The sequence below is a fragment of the Pseudomonas sp. MF06569 genome (genome assembly GCF_059862735.1).
In genome coordinates, this window is the sequence record NZ_JCBCUZ010000021.1 from 52,015 (window position 1) to 72,077 (window position 20,063).

General features: G+C 58.2%; 19 protein-coding genes. 7 read left to right on the plus strand and 12 right to left on the minus strand.

Going from position 1 to position 20,063, the window contains the following annotated elements; genetic code table 11:
• Positions 1-126: 126 nt before the first annotated feature.
• The 6 genes from AC19YQ_RS17950 to AC19YQ_RS17975 all read right to left on the minus strand — a co-directional run bounded on the left by AC19YQ_RS17950 (position 127) and on the right by AC19YQ_RS17975 (position 4,613).
• Positions 127-447 (minus strand): ribbon-helix-helix domain-containing protein, encoded by a 321-nt coding sequence (locus tag AC19YQ_RS17950; protein ID WP_133077366.1) that lies wholly within the window; start codon positions 445-447, stop codon positions 127-129.
• Positions 448-462: 15 nt separating this feature from the next.
• Entirely contained in the window at positions 463-1,044 is a 582-nt protein-coding gene (locus tag AC19YQ_RS17955; protein ID WP_133077365.1) for a DJ-1/PfpI family protein, read from the minus strand.
• Positions 1,045-1,160: 116 nt separating this feature from the next.
• A complete protein-coding gene (locus AC19YQ_RS17960) occupies positions 1,161-2,378 on the minus strand; it encodes a class I SAM-dependent methyltransferase (protein ID WP_133077364.1) in 1,218 nt (405 codons plus the stop codon).
• A gap of 106 nt (positions 2,379-2,484) precedes the next feature.
• Positions 2,485-3,099 (minus strand): TPM domain-containing protein, encoded by a 615-nt coding sequence (locus tag AC19YQ_RS17965; RefSeq protein ID WP_133077363.1) that lies wholly within the window; start codon positions 3,097-3,099, stop codon positions 2,485-2,487.
• Between the two features lie 27 nt (positions 3,100-3,126).
• Positions 3,127-3,867 carry a TPM domain-containing protein gene (locus AC19YQ_RS17970; RefSeq protein WP_500595620.1) on the minus strand — a complete coding sequence of 247 codons (741 nt, stop codon included), beginning with the start codon at positions 3,865-3,867 and terminating at the stop codon, positions 3,127-3,129.
• 137 nt (positions 3,868-4,004) lie between these two features.
• Entirely contained in the window at positions 4,005-4,613 is a 609-nt protein-coding gene (locus tag AC19YQ_RS17975; protein WP_500595621.1) for a LemA family protein, read from the minus strand.
• Between the two features lie 242 nt (positions 4,614-4,855).
• Between AC19YQ_RS17975 and bglX the strand changes: the two genes are divergently transcribed.
• The 3 genes from bglX to codA all read left to right on the plus strand — a co-directional run bounded on the left by bglX (position 4,856) and on the right by codA (position 12,120).
• Entirely contained in the window at positions 4,856-7,147 is a 2,292-nt protein-coding gene (gene bglX, locus AC19YQ_RS17980) for a beta-glucosidase BglX (RefSeq protein ID WP_338648659.1), read from the plus strand.
• A gap of 693 nt (positions 7,148-7,840) precedes the next feature.
• Positions 7,841-10,714 (plus strand): ribonucleoside-diphosphate reductase subunit alpha, encoded by a 2,874-nt coding sequence (locus AC19YQ_RS17985; protein ID WP_133077359.1) that lies wholly within the window; start codon positions 7,841-7,843, stop codon positions 10,712-10,714.
• A gap of 170 nt (positions 10,715-10,884) precedes the next feature.
• Positions 10,885-12,120 carry a cytosine deaminase gene (gene codA / locus AC19YQ_RS17990; protein ID WP_338648660.1) on the plus strand — a complete coding sequence of 412 codons (1,236 nt, stop codon included), beginning with the start codon at positions 10,885-10,887 and terminating at the stop codon, positions 12,118-12,120.
• 133 nt (positions 12,121-12,253) lie between these two features.
• Here codA and flgE read toward each other — a convergent pair whose 3' ends face one another.
• The 6 genes from flgE to AC19YQ_RS18020 all read right to left on the minus strand — a co-directional run bounded on the left by flgE (position 12,254) and on the right by AC19YQ_RS18020 (position 17,315).
• A complete protein-coding gene (gene flgE / locus AC19YQ_RS17995; RefSeq protein ID WP_133077357.1) occupies positions 12,254-13,573 on the minus strand; it encodes a flagellar hook protein FlgE in 1,320 nt (439 codons plus the stop codon).
• Between the two features lie 29 nt (positions 13,574-13,602).
• Positions 13,603-14,328 carry a flagellar hook assembly protein FlgD gene (locus AC19YQ_RS18000; RefSeq protein ID WP_219262054.1) on the minus strand — a complete coding sequence of 242 codons (726 nt, stop codon included), beginning with the start codon at positions 14,326-14,328 and terminating at the stop codon, positions 13,603-13,605.
• A 15-nt stretch (positions 14,329-14,343) separates the two neighbouring features.
• Entirely contained in the window at positions 14,344-14,787 is a 444-nt protein-coding gene (gene flgC, locus AC19YQ_RS18005) for a flagellar basal body rod protein FlgC (RefSeq protein ID WP_133077355.1), read from the minus strand.
• Between the two features lie 3 nt (positions 14,788-14,790).
• Positions 14,791-15,198 (minus strand): flagellar basal body rod protein FlgB, encoded by a 408-nt coding sequence (gene flgB, locus AC19YQ_RS18010; protein WP_133077354.1) that lies wholly within the window; start codon positions 15,196-15,198, stop codon positions 14,791-14,793.
• Between the two features lie 314 nt (positions 15,199-15,512).
• Entirely contained in the window at positions 15,513-16,340 is an 828-nt protein-coding gene (cheR, locus tag AC19YQ_RS18015) for a protein-glutamate O-methyltransferase CheR (protein WP_219262053.1), read from the minus strand.
• Between the two features lie 12 nt (positions 16,341-16,352).
• A complete protein-coding gene (locus tag AC19YQ_RS18020) occupies positions 16,353-17,315 on the minus strand; it encodes a chemotaxis protein CheV (protein WP_133077352.1) in 963 nt (320 codons plus the stop codon).
• 78 nt (positions 17,316-17,393) lie between these two features.
• Here AC19YQ_RS18020 and flgA point away from each other — a divergent pair, with 78 nt between their 5' ends.
• From flgA to AC19YQ_RS18040, 4 genes are all read left to right on the plus strand, one after another.
• Entirely contained in the window at positions 17,394-18,164 is a 771-nt protein-coding gene (flgA, locus tag AC19YQ_RS18025; RefSeq protein ID WP_326427264.1) for a flagellar basal body P-ring formation chaperone FlgA, read from the plus strand.
• 151 nt (positions 18,165-18,315) lie between these two features.
• Positions 18,316-18,642: a flagellar biosynthesis anti-sigma factor FlgM gene (gene flgM / locus AC19YQ_RS18030; RefSeq protein WP_326397514.1), complete on the plus strand. Its 327-nt coding sequence runs from the start codon at positions 18,316-18,318 to the stop codon at positions 18,640-18,642.
• A gap of 51 nt (positions 18,643-18,693) precedes the next feature.
• Entirely contained in the window at positions 18,694-19,161 is a 468-nt protein-coding gene (locus tag AC19YQ_RS18035) for a flagella synthesis protein FlgN (protein ID WP_133077350.1), read from the plus strand.
• A gap of 96 nt (positions 19,162-19,257) precedes the next feature.
• Entirely contained in the window at positions 19,258-19,998 is a 741-nt protein-coding gene (locus tag AC19YQ_RS18040) for a flagellar brake protein (protein WP_500595622.1), read from the plus strand.
• Positions 19,999-20,063: the final 65 nt, after the last annotated feature.

A 20,063-nucleotide genomic window follows, 5' to 3' on the forward strand; every position in this document is an offset into this window, starting at 1 on the left:
GGCAAACCCTCTGTGGGAGCGGGCTTGCTCGCGATTCGGCCTGCACGGTGTATCTGGCCCACCGCGTCGACGCCATCGCGGGCAAGCCCGGCTCCCACAGGTGTGTGCCGCTCACACCCGCAAGCGCTATTGCGGGAGAGAGCGGTTACTGTGACGTGCTACCACACTCAACTCCGGCGCCTGCACCCGGCGCTGGCTCAAGTAGCGGGTGCAACTCACGCGCAGGAACGAGGCAAAGTTGACCACTTCGCCGCGATAATCCATGACCTCTTCATACAGCTTGGCCACCAATTGGTTGGTGGTCATGCCGTCTGCTTCGGCGATTTCACTGAGAATGTCCCAGAACTGGTTTTCCAGGCGCAACGTCGTGACCACGCCGCAAATACGCAATGAGCGCGAACGTGACTCGTAAAGAATCGGATCGGCTTTTACATACAGTTCACACATGGTCACGCCTCCTTCCTACAAAGTGATCTTGGTGCCCAACAAGCCCAGAAACGCCGCAAGCCATGCAGGATGTGCCGGCCAGGCAGGAGCGGTAGCCAGGTTGCCCTGTACATGGGCCTTGGTCACGTCGATGTCGATATACGTACCGCCCGCCAGACGCACTTCCGGTGCACACGCCGGATAAGCACTGCATTCACGTCCTTCAAGCGTGCCCGCCGCCGCCAGCAGTTGCGCACCATGGCACACCGCCGCAATCGGCTTGCCCGCCGTGTCGAAATCACGAACCAGTTCAAGAACCTTTTCGTTCAAGCGCAGGTATTCCGGTGCACGACCACCCGGCACGAGCAGAGCGTCGTAATCGCTGGCTTTAACCTTGTCGAAATCGAAATTCAGGGCAAACAGATGGCCGGGTTTTTCGCTGTAGGTCTGGTCGCCCTCGAAGTCGTGGATGGCGGTACGCACGGTTTGGCCAGAGGTCTTACCCGGGCACACGGCGTGCACGTGATGACCGACCATCAACAGCGCCTGAAACGGCACCATCACTTCGTAGTCTTCGACGTAATCGCCGACCAGCATCAGAATTTTTTTCGCTGCCATGGTGCGTGCTCCTGTGGGGTAAGACCTTGGGCCAGTAAGAGTAGCCAAAGTAACCCCTCAGCGCCCAAGCGGGTAATAGCCAAGTACTACGTACCCGCCAGACGCAACTTACAGGCTTATTTCAGCAAGCCATCGGCCTGCAGCAGCGTTTCAAGACAGTGTTCCTGGATGTTGTAGAACGCCTTGAGCTCCTGGATTTTCACCAACAGCTGAGCCGGATCAAGCGGCTCGGCGCGCTTGACCGCGAGGATCATCTTGTTTTTGTTGGTGTGCTCCAGGGAGATGAACTCAAACACCTTGGTTTCATAACCGCAGGCTTCCAGGAACAGTGCGCGCAAGCTGTCAGTGACCATTTCGGCCTGCTGGCCCAGGTGCAGGCCGTATTGCAGCATCGGCTTGAGCAATGCCGGGCTCTGGATTTGCAGGCGGATCTGCTTATGGCAGCACGGCGAACACATGATGATCGCAGCCCCGGAGCGAATCCCCATATGGATGGCGTAGTCGGTGGCAATGTCGCAGGCATGCAGCGCGATCATTACGTCGATCGGGGTCGGCGCAAAACTGCGCACATCACCATGCTGGAACGTCAGGCCCGGATGTTCGAGGCGCTGAGCGGCGTTGTTGCACAGCGTGACCATGTCTTCGCGCAACTCAACCCCGGTCACCAGGCCTTCGGCTTGCAGGCTGTGGCGCAGGTAATCGTGGATGGCAAACGTCAGATAACCCTTGCCCGAACCAAAATCCACCACCTTGACCGGTTGATCCAGCTTGAGGGGCGAGTTACTTAGGGCGTGGGAAAACACCTCGATAAACTTGTTGATCTGCTTCCACTTGCGCGACATCGCCGGGATCAGTTCTTGCTGCTTGTTGGTCACGCCCAGATCAGCCAGAAACGGCCGAGTCAGATCCACAAAGCGGTTCTTTTCACGGTTGTGCTCGGCCGACGGCACTTCCCGCTCTTGCTGGCTTTTGCCTTTGAACAGCGAGCTTTTGCCTTTTTTGCTGTATTCCAGCTGCACTTCGTCGGTCAGGGTCAACAAATGTGCGTTCTTGAACGCTTCCGGCAGCAGCTCGGCAATGTTGGCCACGCCCTCTTGCAGCGGGAAGTTCTTGGTGATGTCACGGGTTTTGTAGCGATACACAAACGACAGGCAGGCCTGATCCTTGACCGTGACCTGCTTGATGATGATCCGCTGCAGCTCGGCTTCAGCACCCACGTACTTGGCCAGGACCAGCTTGATAAAGGAGTTCTGGGCCAGGCCGGTTTCCAGCAGGCTCAAAAATTGCGCACGATGATCCGGCACAGACGCGGCGGTGGTAGCAGTCACTGACATTGAAAAAGGTGCCTCGGGGGTGCAGGAGGGGAAATCAAAAAACGAATGGCGGCCATTTTAGGCGTGTTGGCCGCCGGGGGCACGGAGTTATTTCAGACAGCGGCAATTACAACATCACCAACCGATTCGGTAATTGATTACGTGTCTGCGTCTTGGGCACATGCTGTTTGAGCACTTCGGCACAGGCATCGATGCAGGTAATAAAGCCCTCTGCCGTATGCCCCAGCGCCACGCGCCGCACGAAGTCGTTAACGATGGTACCCCAGTCGCTGTTGTCCAGATGACGCGAGATGCCTTCGTCTACCAGGATTTCGACATAACGCTCAGCCTCACTGACAAAAATCAGCACGCCGGTGCGCCCCGCCGTGTGATGCAGTTTCTGTTCGAGAAACTGGCGTCGGGCCAGATTACTCGCGCGCCAGTGCCGCACACGGGGCGGAATGAGCCGGGTGGTGATGGCCGGGAGGCGAAAGATCAGACTAAGGAAGACAAAGCTGGCCCACTGCAGCATCAGCAGCGTGTAAGTCGTCAGCCCGCTGTTTAAAAAGTGCACCACAGCGGGCACCACCAGGGCGATGAGGCTGGCCCACAGCAAGGGGATGTAGCTGTAGTCGTCGGCACGGGGAGCCAGCACGGTGACAATTTCGGCGTCGGTGTGCAATTCGGCACGGGTGACGGCTTCTTCGACCTGCCGCTGTTGCTCTGGAGTTAATAAAGCCATAAGTCTCGATACTCGTTGAAAAATGAATTACCAGCCGCCTGAGGCCCCGCCGCCGCCAAAGCTGCCACCGCCGCCGCGAAAACCTCCGCCACCGCCTCCTCCGAACCCGCCACCCCCAAAACCGCCCGAGCGCGAACCACCGCCACCGCCCGAGTGGCAGATGCCCAGGAACTGGCAGGCAGCGACAATCAGCACAAACAGTATAAATAGCAGCACAACCACGCCCGGGTGCTCAGCCATGAAATCATTGCCGCCGCCCTGCCCGGTGGCGTAGGCCGGTTCGGCCAAGGGAGCACCGCCCAATACCTGCAGGATGGCGCCGACACCGTCGCTGATCCCCTGGTTGTAGTTCCCTGCCTTGAAGGCCGGAGTGATGACCTGATTGATGATCACAGAGAACTGGGCGTCAGTGAGCCGATCTTCCAGGCCATAGCCGACCTCGATGCGCAACTTGCGGTCGTCACGGGCCACGATCAGCAAGGCGCCGTTGTTTTTGTCCTTTTGGCCGATGCCCCAGGCGCGACCCAACTGGTAGCCGAAGTCTTCAATCGGGGTGCCTTGCAGGTCGGGCACCGTGACCACCACCACTTGCTCGCCGGTGGCTTTTTCGTGGGCTTGCAGGGTTTGCGTCAATTGCTGGCGAGTGGCGGGATCAAGCATTTGCCCGTCATCCACCACCCGCCCGCTGAGCGCGGGAAAGGTCAGTGCCTGGGCCGTGGCTATAAAGAGCCACAGCAACAGGCCAAGCCCCGGTCTTGATAAGCGCATCGCTACCTCGATATTAAAGCCCGGACTCTTGTAGTCGCTGCCGCAGGCTGCGAAGGGGTTCGCAGGGTCTTTGAGGAAACGGTTTGCTCCGCAAACCTTCGCAGCCTGCGGCAGCGACTACAACATCACACAAGCAATTAGAACTTCACTTCAGGCGCTTTGTCGGCGTCCGGGGTGGTGGCTTCAAAGGTCGAGCGTACTGGCAGGTCGCTGTACATCACCGCATGCCACAAACGCCCCGGAAAGGTGCGGATTTCAGTGTTGTAGCGCTCTACCGCAAGGATAAAGTCGCGACGGGCCACGCTGATGCGGTTTTCCGTGCCTTCAAGTTGTGACTGCAGCGAGAGGAAGTTCTGGTTCGACTTGAGGTCCGGGTAACGCTCGGACACCACCATCAATCGGCTCAAGGCTCCCGTCAGCTGGTTCTGCGCTTCCTGGAACTGCTTGAGTTTTTCGGGATTGTTCAGGGTGCTGGCATCGACCTGGATCGAGGTCGCCTTGGCCCGCGCCTCAATCACCGCCGTCAAGGTGGCTTGCTCCTGCTTGGCCGCGCCCTTGACCGTTTCGACCAGGTTGGGGATCAGGTCCGAGCGACGCTGATACTGGTTCTGCACTTGCGACCAGGCCGCCTTGACCTGCTCGTCCAGGGTCGGAATGGTGTTGATCCCGCACCCCGCCAGCAGGCTGCTCAAGGCCAGCAGGGCGATCACTTTCCAGCCCACAACTCTAACGCTTTGTATTCCCATGCTTGTGACGCTCCGAAATAACGACATTTGGTTATTGACCACACACCACGCCTAAAAACTCCCGGCAATACTGGATTGCACGCGGCGAATCAGCTAAAAGACTGCCTACCATTCAGGAATACTCCGCTCTAAAGGTAGGTCAATTCTTTAATTCGAGTACTCCTGATACCTCCCCAGAACAATATCGCTGCACAAGCGTGGGCTTCCCTCGCTTCAAGTGAGCGGCTGCGCAGAAGAATCCAATGAGAAAAATGTGTTTGCTGGGCATTGTCATCAGCCTGGCCAGTCACACCGTGTGGGCTCAAACCCCTGCGGCCCCGCTCCCGCATAAAGACGTGTTCGTCGCTGACCTGCTGAAGAAAATGACCGTCGATGAAAAGATCGGCCAATTACGCCTGATCAGCATCGGCCCGGAAATGCCCCGCGAGATGATCCGCAAGGAAATCGCCGCAGGCCGTATCGGTGGCACCTTCAACTCCATCAGCCGTGACGAAAACCGCCCGATGCAAGACGCTGCCATGCGCAGCCGTCTGAAGATCCCGATGTTTTTTGCGTACGACGTGATCCATGGCCATCGCACTATTTTCCCGATCAGCCTGGCCCTGGCCTCCAGCTGGGACATGGATGCCATCGGCCTGAGCGGTCGCGTGGCCGCCAAGGAAGCCAGCGCCGACAGTATCGACCTGACCTTCGCACCCATGGTGGATATCGCCCGCGACCCGCGCTGGGGCCGTACCTCCGAGGGCTTTGGTGAAGACACTTACCTGGTCTCGCGCATCGCCAGGGTCATGGTGCAGGCCTATCAGGGCGCGTCACCGGCCCTGCCCGGCAACATCATGGCCAGCGTCAAACACTTCGCCCTGTATGGCGCAGTGGAAGGCGGCCGGGACTACAACACGGTGGACATGAGCCCGACACGCATGTTCCAGGACTATCTGCCGCCCTACCATGCAGCGATTGAAGCCGGCGCCGGCAGCGTGATGGTGGCCCTGAACTCGATCAATGGCATACCGGCCACCTCGAACATGTGGCTGATGCAGGATTTGCTGCGCAAGGACTGGGGCTTTAAAGGCGTTGCTGTCAGCGACCACGGCGCAATCATCGAGTTGATCAAGCATGGTGTGGCCAAGGACAGCCGGGAGGCCGCCAAGCTGGCGATCAAGGCCGGTATCGACATGAGCATGAACGACAAGGCCTACGGTGAGGAGTTGCCCGGCCTGCTCAAGTCCGGCGAAGTGCCGCAAAGCGATCTGGATAACGCGGTGCGTGAGGTGCTTGGCGCCAAATACGACATGGGCCTGTTTGGCGACCCGTACCTGCGGATCGGCAAGGCTGAAGATGATCCGGTCGATACCAAGGCCGACAGTCGCCTGCATCGCAGCGAAGCCCGTGAAGTGGCGCGCAAGAGCCTGGTGCTGCTGAAAAACCAGTCTGAAACCCTGCCGCTGAAAAAAGAGGCGCGCATCGCGCTGGTTGGCCCGCTGGCCAAGGCCCCGATTGACATCATGGGCAGTTGGGCGGCGGCCGGTCAGCCAGCACAATCTGTCACCGTATACGACGGCATGCGCAACGCACTCGGCGAACAGGGCAACTTGATCTATGCCCGTGGCGCCAACATCACTGACGACCAGAAAATCGTCGACTACCTCAACTTCCTCAACTTCGATGCACCCGAAGTGGTCAATGATCCGCGCCCGGCGCAGGTGATGATTGACGAAGCGGTCAAGGCAGCACAGCAGGCAGATGTGGTGGTTGCCGTGGTGGGCGAGTCGCGGGGCATGTCCCACGAATCATCAAGCCGCACCAACCTCGACATTCCTGCCAGCCAGCGCGCCCTGATTACAGCGCTCAAGGCTACGGGCAAGCCGTTGGTGCTGGTATTGATGAACGGCCGGCCGCTGTCGATTGATGTACAACAGCAACAGGCCGACGCAGTGCTGGAAACCTGGTTCAGCGGCACCGAAGGCGGTAATGCAATCGCTGACGTGCTGTTCGGTGACTACAACCCGTCCGGCAAATTGCCGATTACCTTCCCGCGCTCGGTTGGTCAGATTCCGACTTATTACAGCCACCTGAGCATTGGCCGACCGTTCACGCCGGGCAAGCCGGGCAACTACACCTCGCAGTATTTCGATGAGCCCAACAGCCCGCTGTACCCGTTTGGCTATGGCCTGAGCTACACCGACTTCAGCCTGTCGGATGTCAGCCTGTCGGCCAAGACCTTGAAGCCGGGTGCCACCCTGACGGCCAGCGTGACCGTCAAAAACACCGGCAAGCGTGCTGGCGAAACAGTGGTTCAGCTGTATATCCAGGACGTCACCGCGTCCATGAGCCGTCCGCTCAAGGAACTGAAAAACTTCCAGAAGATCATGCTCCAGCCTGACGAGGAAAAGGTGGTGCAGTTCAACATCGACGAGAACGACTTGAAGTTCTATAACGCACAATTGAAGTACGCCGCAGAACCGGGTGAATTCAACGTGCAGATCGGCCTCGATTCGCAAAACGTCCAGCAAAACAGCTTCCAATTGCTGTAATTTCGCTCAATGACCGGGAAGGTCTGCCCTGACCTTCCCGGTGCTTCTTCGTAGCAATATCCCCTTGACCTTTCCTATCTTTGCACCCGCCTGAAAATGCGTTCGGACAGCGCTGTTTTTTATGGTAGGGTTCGCGCCCTCAAAATTCAGCACGCACAGTTTAATCCGGTAAAAATTGGTGACAAACGGTCTGATGCAGAGCCTGTGGGGCCTACGCCGTTTTTTATACTTTCATACACAAATCGAGCATGGATTCAAGCCAAGATCCTACGTTGCAGAGACTCGGCAAAACGCATATCTTGTATCTATCCAGCCAAAAAACCCCATATGTAGGGTTTTAAGCAAAAAGACCAAGCACAACTCAGACGAGAATTTCAAGCCCTTTTCTCGCGCCTGCCTGGTGAACCAAACACGATTTTAAAGACCAAACCGCTCATGCGGATGGCAACCGCTTTCCAACGTAAATGTCGGAAAGCGGCCCGGGTGTTGCAGTAAAAATACTGTCATCCAACAGGAATACGGTTTCACGCGGTCTGCGTGAATCAAGACTTCGGCACGGAAGCGGCTCAACCCCCCTTCTGTACGTCCCGAAGTTGTTATGCCCGGCTCATCACCGGTTGTAGTGCTTCAGGACGTAACGGTGGGCACCCAAAAGGCGCCCAAACAAACATAGAGAATGTGGAGACACCCCCCATGCAAACCGATACAACTCGCGAGAACTCGCAGGGTTCCGATTCAAATCTGGATCTGTCTGCGACCGCGCCAGGCCAACTGCGCGTGATCAAACGTAACGGGGCTGTGGTTCCTTACACCGATGACAAGATCACCGTTGCCATCACCAAGGCGTTTCTCGCAGTTGAGGGCGGCAACGCTGCTGCCTCGTCCCGCATTCACGACACTGTTGCGCGCCTGACCGAACAAGTCACCGCGACCTTCAAGCGTCGCATGCCATCGGGTGGCACCATCCACATCGAAGAAATCCAGGACCAGGTTGAACTGGCCCTGATGCGCGCCGGCGAGCAAAAAGTGGCTCGCGACTATGTGATCTACCGTGACGCCCGCTCCAAGGAACGCGCCATCCGCGCTCCGGCCCAAGACGCCGTGAATGCTCACCCGTCGATCCGCATCACCCTTGCCGACGGTACTTTTGCACCCCTGGACATGGGCCGCCTGAACACCATCGTCACCGAGGCCTGCGAAGGTCTGGAAGAAGTTGACGGCGACCTGATCCAGCGCGAAACCCTGAAAAACCTCTACGACGGCGTAGCGCTGAGCGACGTCAACACCGCCCTGGTGATGACCGCCCGCACCCTGGTAGAGCGCGAGCCCAACTACTCGTTCGTGACCGCTCGCCTGCTGATGGACACCCTGCGTGCCGAAGGCCTGAGCTTCCTGAAAGTAGCTGACAGCGCCACCCACCACGAGATGGCTGACCTGTACGCCAAGGCCCTGCCTGCCTACATCGCCAAGGGTATCGAGTTCGACCTGCTGAACCCTGTGCTGGCCACCTTCGACCTGGAAAAACTGGGCAAGGCGATCAACCACGAGCGCGATCAGCAGTTCACCTACCTGGGCCTGCAAACCCTGTACGACCGTTACTTCATCCACCACGATGGCGTGCGTTTCGAACTGCCGCAGATCTTCTTCATGCGCGTGGCCATGGGCCTGGCAATCGAAGAGAAGCAAAAAGAAGACCGCGCCATCGAGTTCTACAACTTGCTGTCGTCCTTCGACTACATGTCGTCGACTCCGACCCTGTTCAACGCCGGTACCCAGCGTCCGCAGCTGTCCAGCTGCTACCTGACCACCGTGCCGGATGACCTGTCGGGCATTTACCACGCGATTCACGACAACGCCATGTTGTCCAAATTCGCCGGTGGCCTGGGCAACGACTGGACGCCAGTACGTGCACTGGGTTCGTGGATCAAGGGCACCAACGGCAAATCCCAGGGCGTGGTTCCGTTCCTCAAGGTCGTGAACGACACCGCTGTGGCCGTTAACCAGGGTGGCAAGCGCAAAGGCGCTGTGTGTGCCTACCTGGAAACCTGGCACATGGACATCGAAGAGTTCATCGAGCTGCGCAAGAACACCGGTGATGATCGTCGTCGTACCCACGACATGAACACCGCCAACTGGATCCCTGACCTGTTCATGAAGCGTGTCTTCGATGACGGCCCGTGGACCCTGTTCTCGCCATCCGAAGTACCGGACCTGCACGACCTGACCGGCAAGGCCTTCGAAGAGCGTTACGAGTACTACGAAGCGCTGTCCCAGTACCCGGGCAAGATCAAGCTGTTCAAGACCATCCAGGCCAAAGACCTGTGGCGCAAAATGCTGTCCATGCTGTTTGAAACCGGCCACCCGTGGCTGACGTTCAAAGACCCGTGCAACCTGCGCAGCCCGCAGCAGCACGTGGGCGTGGTCCACAGCTCGAACCTGTGCACCGAGATCACCTTGAACACCAACAAGGACGAAATCGCCGTTTGCAACCTGGGCTCGATCAACCTGCCGAACCACATCGTCAACGGCAAACTGGACACCGACAAGCTCAAGCGCACCATCGACGTAGCCGTTCGCATGCTCGATAACGTGATCGACATCAACTACTACTCGGTGCCGCAAGCACGCAACTCGAACCTCAAGCACCGTCCAGTGGGTCTGGGGATCATGGGCTTCCAGGACGCTCTGTACCTGCAGCACATTCCGTACGCTTCGCAAGCAGCCGTGGAATTTGCAGACAAGTCGATGGAAGCGGTCAGCTACTACGCAATCCAGGCTTCTTGCGACCTGGCAGACGAGCGCGGCGCTTACGAGACGTTCCAGGGTTCGCTGTGGTCCAAAGGCATCCTGCCCCTGGACTCGCAACAGATCCTGATCGAGCAGCGTGGCCAGAAGTACATCGACGTTGACCTGAACGAATCCCTGGACTGGGCACCGGTTCGTGCCCGTGTACAAAAAGGCATTCGTAACTCCAACATCATGGCCATCGCACCGACCGCCACCATCGCCAACATCACTGGCGTATCGCAGTCGATCGAACCGACCTACCAGAACCTCTACGTGAAATCGAACCTCTCGGGCGAATTCACCGTGATCAACCCGTACCTGGTTCGCGACCTCAAGGCGCGCGATCTGTGGGACTCGGTCATGATCAACGACCTGAAGTACTACGACGGTTCCGTGCAGCAGATCGAACGCATCCCGCAAGAGCTCAAAGAGCTGTATGCCACCGCGTTTGAAGTCGATACCAAGTGGATCGTTGACGCCGCCAGCCGCCGTCAGAAGTGGATCGACCAGGCTCAGTCGCTGAACCTGTACATCGCTGGCGCTTCGGGCAAGAAGCTGGACGTGACCTACCGCATGGCCTGGTACCGTGGTCTGAAAACCACTTACTACCTCCGTGCCCTGGCCGCGACCAGCACCGAGAAGTCCACCGTCAACACGGGCAAGCTCAACGCCGTGTCGAACGGCAACAACAGCGAAGACGTCGCTGCAGCCCCTGCCGGTCCAGCACCGGTACCAAAGGCTTGCGCGATTGACGAGCCGGATTGCGAAGCTTGCCAATAACCTGAGCGGGCAGGCGGGTCAAACCGCCTGACCAAAAACCCCCGTTAAACCCTGGTAACAGTTGGGTTTAACGGGGGTTTTGTTTTTTGCGCGATTAAACGACGGGAATCCCCTGCCTGCCTCGTCAGCGACTACATTGCAGGTTGCAGAATTCAACAACAGGACGCCCCATGAACATCATCAATGCCACGTTGCGTAAAACACCCGGCCTGTTCACGGTCAGTTGCGAAGGCGAGCGCATCGGCGCCATCACGTTGCAGCAAGGCACTGTGCCCGTGCAAAACGGTGATATCGATGCCCGCGACCAACTGTTAATCGCCCCTCTGGTTGAACCCCATATCCATCTGGATGCAGCCCTGACCGCGGGCCAGCCCGAGTGGAATGTGAGCGGCACCCTGTTCGAAGGCATCGAGCGCTGGGCACAGCGCAAGGAAACCATCACCCACGAAGATACCAAGCAGCGTGCCCACACCACTCTGCGCATGCTGGCCGAGCATGGCATTCAGCACGTGCGCACCCATGTCGATGTGACCGATCCAACCCTGGCCGCACTGCGGGCGATGATTGAAGTGCGCGAAGAGGCCCGGCATCTGGTTGACCTGCAAATCGTTGCGTTTCCGCAGGAAGGTATCGAGTCGTACGCCGCAGGGCGCGCGCTGATGACCCTGGCCGTGGAGTTGGGCGCTGATGTGGTCGGCGGCATTCCGCACTTTGAAAACACCCGGGAGCAAGGGGTCAGTTCAATCAAATTCTTGATGGACCTGGCCGAGCGCACCGGCTGCCTGGTGGATGTGCACTGCGACGAAACCGACGATCCCCATTCGCGCTTTCTTGAAGTGCTGGCCGAAGAGGCCCGCGTACGCGGTATGGGCAGCCGGGTAACCGCCAGCCACACCACGGCCATGGGCTCTTACGACAACGCCTACTGCTCGAAACTGTTCCGCCTGCTCAAGGCTTCGGGCATCAACTTCGTCTCGTGCCCGACCGAAAGCATCCACTTGCAGGGCCGCTTCGACAGCTTCCCTAAACGTCGCGGCGTGACACGGGTTGGCGAACTGGATCGGGCCGGGATGAACGTGTGCTTCGGCCAGGACTCGATCAAGGACCCTTGGTATCCATTGGGCAACGGCAACATCCTGCGGGTGCTGGATGCCGGCTTGCATATCTGCCACATGATGGGCTTTGAAGACCTGGCGCGCTGCCTGGATCTGGTCACTGACAACAGCGCACGCACCCTCGACCTGGGCGAGCGGTACGGCATTGCGGTGGGCCGTCCGGCAAATCTGCTGGTGCTGGATGCCGAGAACGACTACGAAGCGGTGCGCCGCCAGGCCAAGGCGCGGGTCTCGATTCGTGGAGGCAAGGTACTGATGACCCGAGTGCCGGAGCGGGTTGAGTTCACCTGAACCTGCGCGCTTTGGGTAGGAGCTGGCTTTCCTGCGATGCTGACAACGCGGTCACTTGCCAGACCGCGCTGCTGCTATCGCGAGCAAGCCCGCTCCCACAATGGTGACGGGCATACCCTCCCGCGACCCGCCATTACGTCATCTGAATAATGGTCTGCATGATGGTGCTTTGGGTCGAGATGGTTTTGGCGTTGGCCTGGTAGTTGCTCTGCGCCTTGATCAGGTCCACCAGTTCGCTGGTCAGGTTGACGTTGGAGTCTTCCAGGGAGTTGGACTGGATGGCGCCCAGGCTGCCAATTTTCGGCGCGTCGTAACCGGCCACACCCGAGGAATAGGTTTCTTTCCAGGCGGTGCCACCCACCGGCTGCAAGCCTTGCTCGTTGGTAAAGCTGGCCAGGGAAATCTGGCCGATGGCGCGGCTCTGGTTGTTGCTGAAGTTGGCGAACATCACGCCCGAACCATCGATGGTCAGGTTGTTGATCTGGCCGGTGGCATAGCCGTCCTGGGTGGGCGGGTTACGGGAAGTATCGGTGTTGTACTGGGTGGTTTTGGCCATGTTGATCACGATGCCACCCGCTTTGGACGCCGCACCGTTGTCTTTCCATTCGCCATTGATCATGGCGCCCGGCTTCCAGCCACTGACAACCAGGGTGTTTTCAGCCTGGTCATCAGCCGCGCCTGGCTGCGTCACCTTGGTCAACGCACCGGCCGAATCAAACGCCATGGTTGAAGGCACTGGTGCCGTGGCATTCTCGCCTGTTGGCAAGGTGCCATCCGGGTTGCGGCCATCGATCAGGGTATAGACGCTCCAGTTGTTGCCACCGGTCTTGACCATGTACTGGTCCATCGGGTGCGCGTTGCCCTGGGTGTCATAGACCGTGGTGCTGAATTTTTTGGTGTAGCTGGTGGAGACGGTCGGATCGAACGGGACCTTGGCCTGATCGATCGCATCGGCGCTGGAGTTCAAGTTGATCTCGGACGTGACCGAACCTGTAGGCTTGGGCGCCAGGTTCGAGGTGTCGATACGCAGGTCGGTCAGCACGCCATTGACGATATTGCCGTTGGCATCCACGCCATAACCCTGCAAGCGCGCAGTGCCATCAGAGCTGGTCACATAACCGTCTTTATCGGACTTGAACGTACCGGCACGGGTGTAGCTCAAGGAGCCGTTGTCGCTCAGCACGAAGAAGCCGCTGCCCTGAATCCCCATGTCCAGAAGGTTGCCGGTGTTGTTGACTGCACCTTGACCAAAGTTTTGCGAAACCGCTGCCAGGTTCACGCCACTGCCGATGGTCTTGCTGCCGATCCCCAGCTTGTTGGCCGAGTAGATGTCGGCAAACTCTGCCCGCGAAGATTTGAAGCCGGTGGTCGCAGCGTTGGCGATGTTGTTGCCGGTCACGTCGAGCTGCTTGTTCGCCGCATAGAGGCCGCTAAGGCCGATATTGAATGACATGTTTCTCTCCTTGAGGCGTATGAGTCGGCTTAGAGGCCAATGGTCTGGACTTTGGATATGCCAATGCTGCCCAGGCCTGCGAGGTTGAGCATGATTTCGCCACCGGTCTTGCTCAGGGTCACGCTGTTAACCGTGGCTGGCAGGTAGGTGGTGAGCGCCGTCGTGCCGGTGTCGGTTTTGCTTGATGCGGTGAAGGTGTACGAGCCCTTGTCCAGCAGCACGCCTTCGTCGTCCTTGCCATCCCAGGTAAAGCCCGCGTTACCGGCCTTCTGGGTGCCCATGTCGATCGTGCGGACCACTTCACCGTCCGCATTGGTAATGCTGATCACGGGATTGGAGTTGGCGTCCTGGACCACCACGGTGCCGTTGAATGGCTTTTCGCTGGCGGGGTCCACATAGGCCTCACCGGTTTGCACAATCACCGAGCGCCCCACCAGCGACGAGGCCTGCAAGGCTTGCGAAGACTGGAAGTTGCCCGAGAGCGAAGTGACCGTATCGTTGAGCGTGGTGATGCCTTCCAGGCTGCTGAACTGGGCCAGTTGCGCGACGAACGCAGTGTTGTCCTGCGGGTCCAGCGGGTTCTGGTTTTTCAGTTGGGTAACCAGCAGTTGCAGGAACGCATCCTTGCCCAGCGCCGTGTTCCCGGACGCAGCCTTCGAGGCCGCCGCCAGACTGGTATCGGTGGTCTTGGCCTGGGCGGAGTTGGCAAGCACCTGGTTAAGGGTCATGCCGCTGGTGGAATCGGTCACACTCATTTGCGTCGCCCCTTATCACTGACCGAGGGTCAGGACCTTCTGCATCATGGTTTTGGCGGTATTCATCAGCTCGGCGTTGGTCTGGAACGAACGGCTGGCAGAAATCATGTCAGCCATTTCTTCAACCACATTGACGTTGGGGTAGTACACATAGCCCTTGGCGTCTGCAGAAGGATGGTTAGGTTCGTAACGGGCCTGAAGCTCGCTTTGGTCCTCAACCACGCCCAGCACCTGCACACCTTGGCCTGCACCGTCCTGATTCTGGAACAGCGAGTCGCCGGTGGTGCTTTGCGCGCCCTGAAACATAGTGGCAAATACCGGGTGACGAGCACGGTAGGTCTGGTCGATGCTCGAAGACACGGTGTCGGCGTTGGCGATGTTGCTGGCCACGGTGTTCAGGCGCGTGGTCTGGGCGCTCATGCCACTACCGGCAATATTGAAAACACTGGATAGAGACATGGATTACTCCCCACGCAGGGCCGACATCAGCCCTTTGAATTTGCTGTTGAGCAGGGTGAAGCTGGCCTGGAAGTTGACCGCATTCTCTGCGTAGTTCGATTGCTCCAACTGAGCATCCACGGTGTTCTGGTCGATCGAGGGCTGCATCGGGGTGCGGTACAGCAGCGACTCGTCGCCACTGCTCAGGCCCTGGGCTTCGATATGGCGAGTGTTGGTCTTGTTCAACGCAAAGGCGCCGTTCTGGTTTTTGTCGCTCTGTGCCGCGAGCACAGAGGCAAAGTCCAGATCCCGAGCCTTGTAGTTCGGGGTGTCGGCGTTGGCGATGTTGTTGGCCAGTACCTCGGCACGCTGAGCGCGAAAGCCCAGGGCTTGCTCATGGATACCGAGCGCTTTATCGAAGCTGATGCTCATGTCGGAAAACCTTTGTGGGCTGACCTGAGAATGTGATTCAGGTTTTACATGACAGGGATAGAGCAAACCCCGTGCCAGTTTTTACAGCCCCGTATTTCAAGGGTTTGCCGGGTTGCGGACAGCGGCAATGCCAGAAAAGCGGCAACGGTTGACCGCTGACTGCCGCTTTTCTGCCGCTTGGAGCAGGTTTTTTGTAGTCGCTGCCGAAGGCTGCGATAAGGGCCGCAGGCCCTTGAAAAGGTTTTGCACCGATCTCGGGAAACGGGTTGCTGCGCAACCCTTCGCAGCCTGCGGCAGCGACTACGGATAGAGGTCTATTTGGCCTGGTAGATGATTCCCGGGCTGCATTGGACCATCTGGTAGTGATCCGGCAAGCCGTTGAGGGCTTCAGAGGCGCCCAAAAACAAATAGCCACCCGGTTTCAAGGTGCTGTGGATACGCAGCAGAATGTCTTTTTTCACTTCTGCCGAGAAGTAGATCAACACGTTGCGGCAAAACACGATGTCGAATTTGCCAAACCCTGCGTAACTGTCCAGCAGGTTGAAGGAGCGGAACTCGACCCGATTCTTGATCGGCGTCTTGAGCACCCAGCGCCCCGGCCCCTTGGGATCGAAATAGCGCTGCAAGCGTTCTGGCGACAGGCCCCGGCCAATCGCAAGGTTGTCGTATTCGCCGGTTTTACAGGTATTGAGCATCTGGGCCGACAGGTCGGTGGCAAAAATCTGCACCCCCGCTTTCAACTGCCCAAGGTTGCTGCGCTCAAACTCGTCAATGGCCATCGACAACGAGTACGGCTCCTGCCCCGAAGAACAGGCCGCCGACCAGATTCGCAAACGCTGGCCAGGACTGGCCTTGATTTGCTCGGGCAGCACCTTGTTCTTCAATACTTCGAAGGGGTAGGTGTCGCGAAACCACAAGGTTTCGTTGGTGGTCATCGCATCGACCACCAGTTCGCGCAGCCCGCTGCGCGGCTGGCTCTGGATACGCTGAATCAGCTCGCCCAGGGACTTGATACCTTGCTGCTCCATCAGCTTGTTAAGCCGGCTGGAGACGAGGTACTGCTTGTTTTCACCCAGCAAAATGCCACAGGCTTTTTCCAGGAAGACCCGGAACTGTTCAAAATCCAAATTAGCCGTCGACAAATGTCCTGCCTCTTAAATCGATTTGACCGCCAGGGGTGAGCCCTGGCTATGGTCTGCTGCTTTTATCCGGTCAACTACCCGGGATGCCAGGTCATCAGGTCGGAACTTGGCCAAAAAGTCATCGGCACCGACCTTTTTCACCATAGCCTGATTGAATACCCCGGATAACGAAGTATGCAGAATGATGTGCAGCTTTTGCATCCGCGGATCGTTACGGATTTCAGCAGTCAGGGTGTAGCCGTCCATTTCCGGCATCTCGATATCCGAGATCATCATCAGAAATTCTTCAGACGGGTCCTTGCCCTCCTCCACCAGCTTGCGCAGGTAGTCCAGCGCCTGACGGCCATCATTCAACGACACCACTTCAACGCCTACCGTTTGCAGGCAACGGGCTACCTGCTTGCGTGCCACCGACGAATCGTCGACGGTCAGCACCCGCAATGACAGTGCCTTGCTCCGGGTTTCGACATCCACTACACCGTGGGTGATGGTTTCAGGTGATGGCGAGACTTCTGCCAGTACCTTCTCGACATCGATGATTTCGACCAGTTGATCGTCCAGCCGGGTGACGGCCGTCAAGTAATGGTCGTTACCCGTGCCCTTGGGCGGCGGATGGATCTCTTCCCAGTTCATGTTCACGATGCGTTCAACCGAGCGAACCAGAAAGCCCTGAGTCTTGGTGTTGTACTCGGTGATGATCACAAACGGGCTGCTTTGATCTTTCAGGGCCCCCGCCCCGGTGGCCATGGCCAGATCGAGAATCGGGATGGTCGCGCCTCGAATGCTCGCCACACCACATACCACGGGATGAGACTTGGGAATCAAGGTCAGTTTCGGGCATTGCAGCACCTCCCTGACCTTGAACACATTGATCCCGTAAAGCTGTGGTCCATCCAGACGAAACAACAACAGCTCCAGGCGATTTTGCCCGACCAGCTGAGTGCGCTGGTTAACCGCATCCATCATCCCGGCCATTCTCAGCTCCTCTTAAAAACTTCAAGTTTCATCACGCACTTCCCGGTAAACGGCACGGGGCTTGCTTTTTTATCGGCCATGAACGCAAAAACGACAATTTCCTGCCACCGGCCCTTCCTCCAGACCCTGCGCCGCAGCTGTCTGAGCGTCCTGGCGGCTGGCACCCTGCTTGGCCTGGGCACTCATACCCAGGCTGATGCGTTTACATCGCCTGATCAGCTTATCGGCGTGACCCAGGGCTTTCTTGAATTCACCGTTGAAGACTACCTGGCAACCAGCCAGACCGAGGGGCGATATCAGATCCAGGTCAACAACCTTGACCCCCGTCTGCGACTGGCTCATTGCGACAAGGAATTGACAGCAACCCTCGAAAGCCCGGCACAACCCATGGGCCGGGTGATCGTGCGCGTGCGCTGCGAAGGGGGCTCGCCCTGGACTATCTTCGTTCCAGCCCAGGTCAAACTGTTCCGTGACGTGGTCATCGTCAATCACCCGCTCAAGCGCGGCATGGTGATCGACTATGCCGATGTCACCTTGCGCGAGCGGGATATCAGCCTGATCAATCAGGGCTACCTGACGGCGACTGAACTGGCAGTGGGTCAAAAGCTGCTGCGGCCCATGATCACCGATCAGGTACTGACCCTCACGCACCTGGAACAGGTTGCCACCGTGCGCAAGGGCGACCATGTGGTCATCAGCGCCCGTAGCGGTACGTTAAGTGTCAAAATGCCCGGCGAAGCCCTGTCAGACGGAGGCCTCAGCGAGCAGATACGAGTCAAGAACCTGAACTCCAAGCGTGTGATCCGGGCCCGAGTGACAGCACCCGGTCAAGTTGAGGTGGCATTGTAGGAAAGTTGGCATCAGTCTCCGGACTTTCCTACACTGTGGTTTGACGCAGATCAGTACAGTTCTGTGTGAAGCTATGATTAATCGAGCCTAAAGTTTTTCCGGGTATGGCCGAAAACATGGCAAGCGTCCAAATACCCAGAGGTTTATCGTTATGGTCATCGACTTCAGTCGTCTTGGCAGCGCGCCGCCCTTAACCGGCAGTACGCGCAGCAATGCAAATCAGGAAGCAGGCAGCGCCACGCAAGCGGCCCCGGCTAAAGGCCCTGAGCAAACCAGCGCCAGCGCCCCTAGCGGGGAATCTGTACACCTCAGCCAAGAGGCTCAGCAGTTGCAGAAGATCAGCGACTCGTTGCGTGACCAACCTGTTGTCGACAAAAATCGGGTGGCCGAGCTTAAACAGGCCATCGCCGAGGGCAGCTACAAAGTCGACAGCAACCGGGTCGCCAGCAAACTGCTCAACATGGAAGCCCAGCGCTAGGCCCACATGGCCTGTGCCAGGCTTTTGGACGCTTAACTCCCAGAGCCCGTTATGCACGACGAAAATTTACTGCAACTGATCAATGATGACCTGGCCCCCGCCGAACAACTGCTCGGCCTGCTGCAAGACGAGTCCATTGCCCTGAAAGGCCGCGACATGCAGGTGCTGGAAAACATTCTGGCGCGCAAACAGTCGTTGATCATTTTGCTGGAGCAACATGGCCGCAAGCGCAGCGAGATTCTCGCGGCCCTTGGCCTGGCCACCAACCGCAGCGGCCTCGAAAGCCTTGCCAGCCACTCAAGCGTAGGCGCGCAACTGCTCAGCCAAAGCGATGTGCTGAACCAGTTACTGGCCCAATGCCAGGCTGCGAACCTGCTCAATGGACAGTCGATCCAGACCCAGCAGGCAATCACCGCCAACCAGCTGCGCATTCTTCATGGCGGCGAAGCCCCCTCGTTGTATGACGCCCGCGGCACCACTTCGATGCTCAACAAGCATCGCGCCTACAGCCAGGCTTGAGCCTGCGCATCCGCAGCCTGTAGCGAGACACGCACCATAATGGCAGAATGCCTCTTTTTTGCGTGTCGCTGTATTTTGTCTGGAGATTGATCAACCGTGTTCGACGCCCAAGATGTTCCGCAACCGCCAAAGGTGCTGACCACCCCTTTGGAAATTGCCTCCAACCTGCGGATGCTGCAAGAGAGCCATGACCCGCTGATCATCACTTTCCAGGATCGCACCCAGCGCTTCCAAAGCTATGTGGTGGATATAGACCGTGAGCGCAACACCATGGCGCTGGACGAAATGATCCCCCGTGACGGCGAGCGCTTTCTTGAGGCTGGCATACCGTTTCGGGTTGAGGGTTTCCACGATGGCGTGCGCATTGCCTGGGAGTGCACCACGCCGCTGACCCTTGATGACAGCAAGGATCACCGCTGCTATCGCGGTGCGCTACCCCGCGAAGTGGTTTACCACCAGCGGCGCAACGCATTTCGTGCGGCCCTGCGGCTGGCCAATCTGGTCAGCGTGGAGGTCGCGGGTGAAAAACTCAAAACCCCGATCAAAGGCAAGTTGCTGGACGTTTCTGCAACGGGCTGCAAATTGCGTTTTGAGGGTGATATCGGCCAGGGCATGCAACTGGGTCAGGTGTATGAGCGCTTCAGCGCCGACCTGCCGTTTGGCCTGATGTCCACCCCGGTCGAGTTGCGTTACCTGCACTTTGAAGAGCGGCTGAGCATTACCTTTGCCGGCATGCGCTTTCACAACATCAGCGGCGCCGTACAGCGTCAGGTCGAACGTTTTGTGTATCAACTGCAACGCGAAGCGCGCCAGTTTGATAAAGACGACGATTACTGAACGTGAGTGAACCCTGCACATCCTGTGGGAGCTGCCTTCGCGAGCAAGCCCGCTCCCACAGGGAA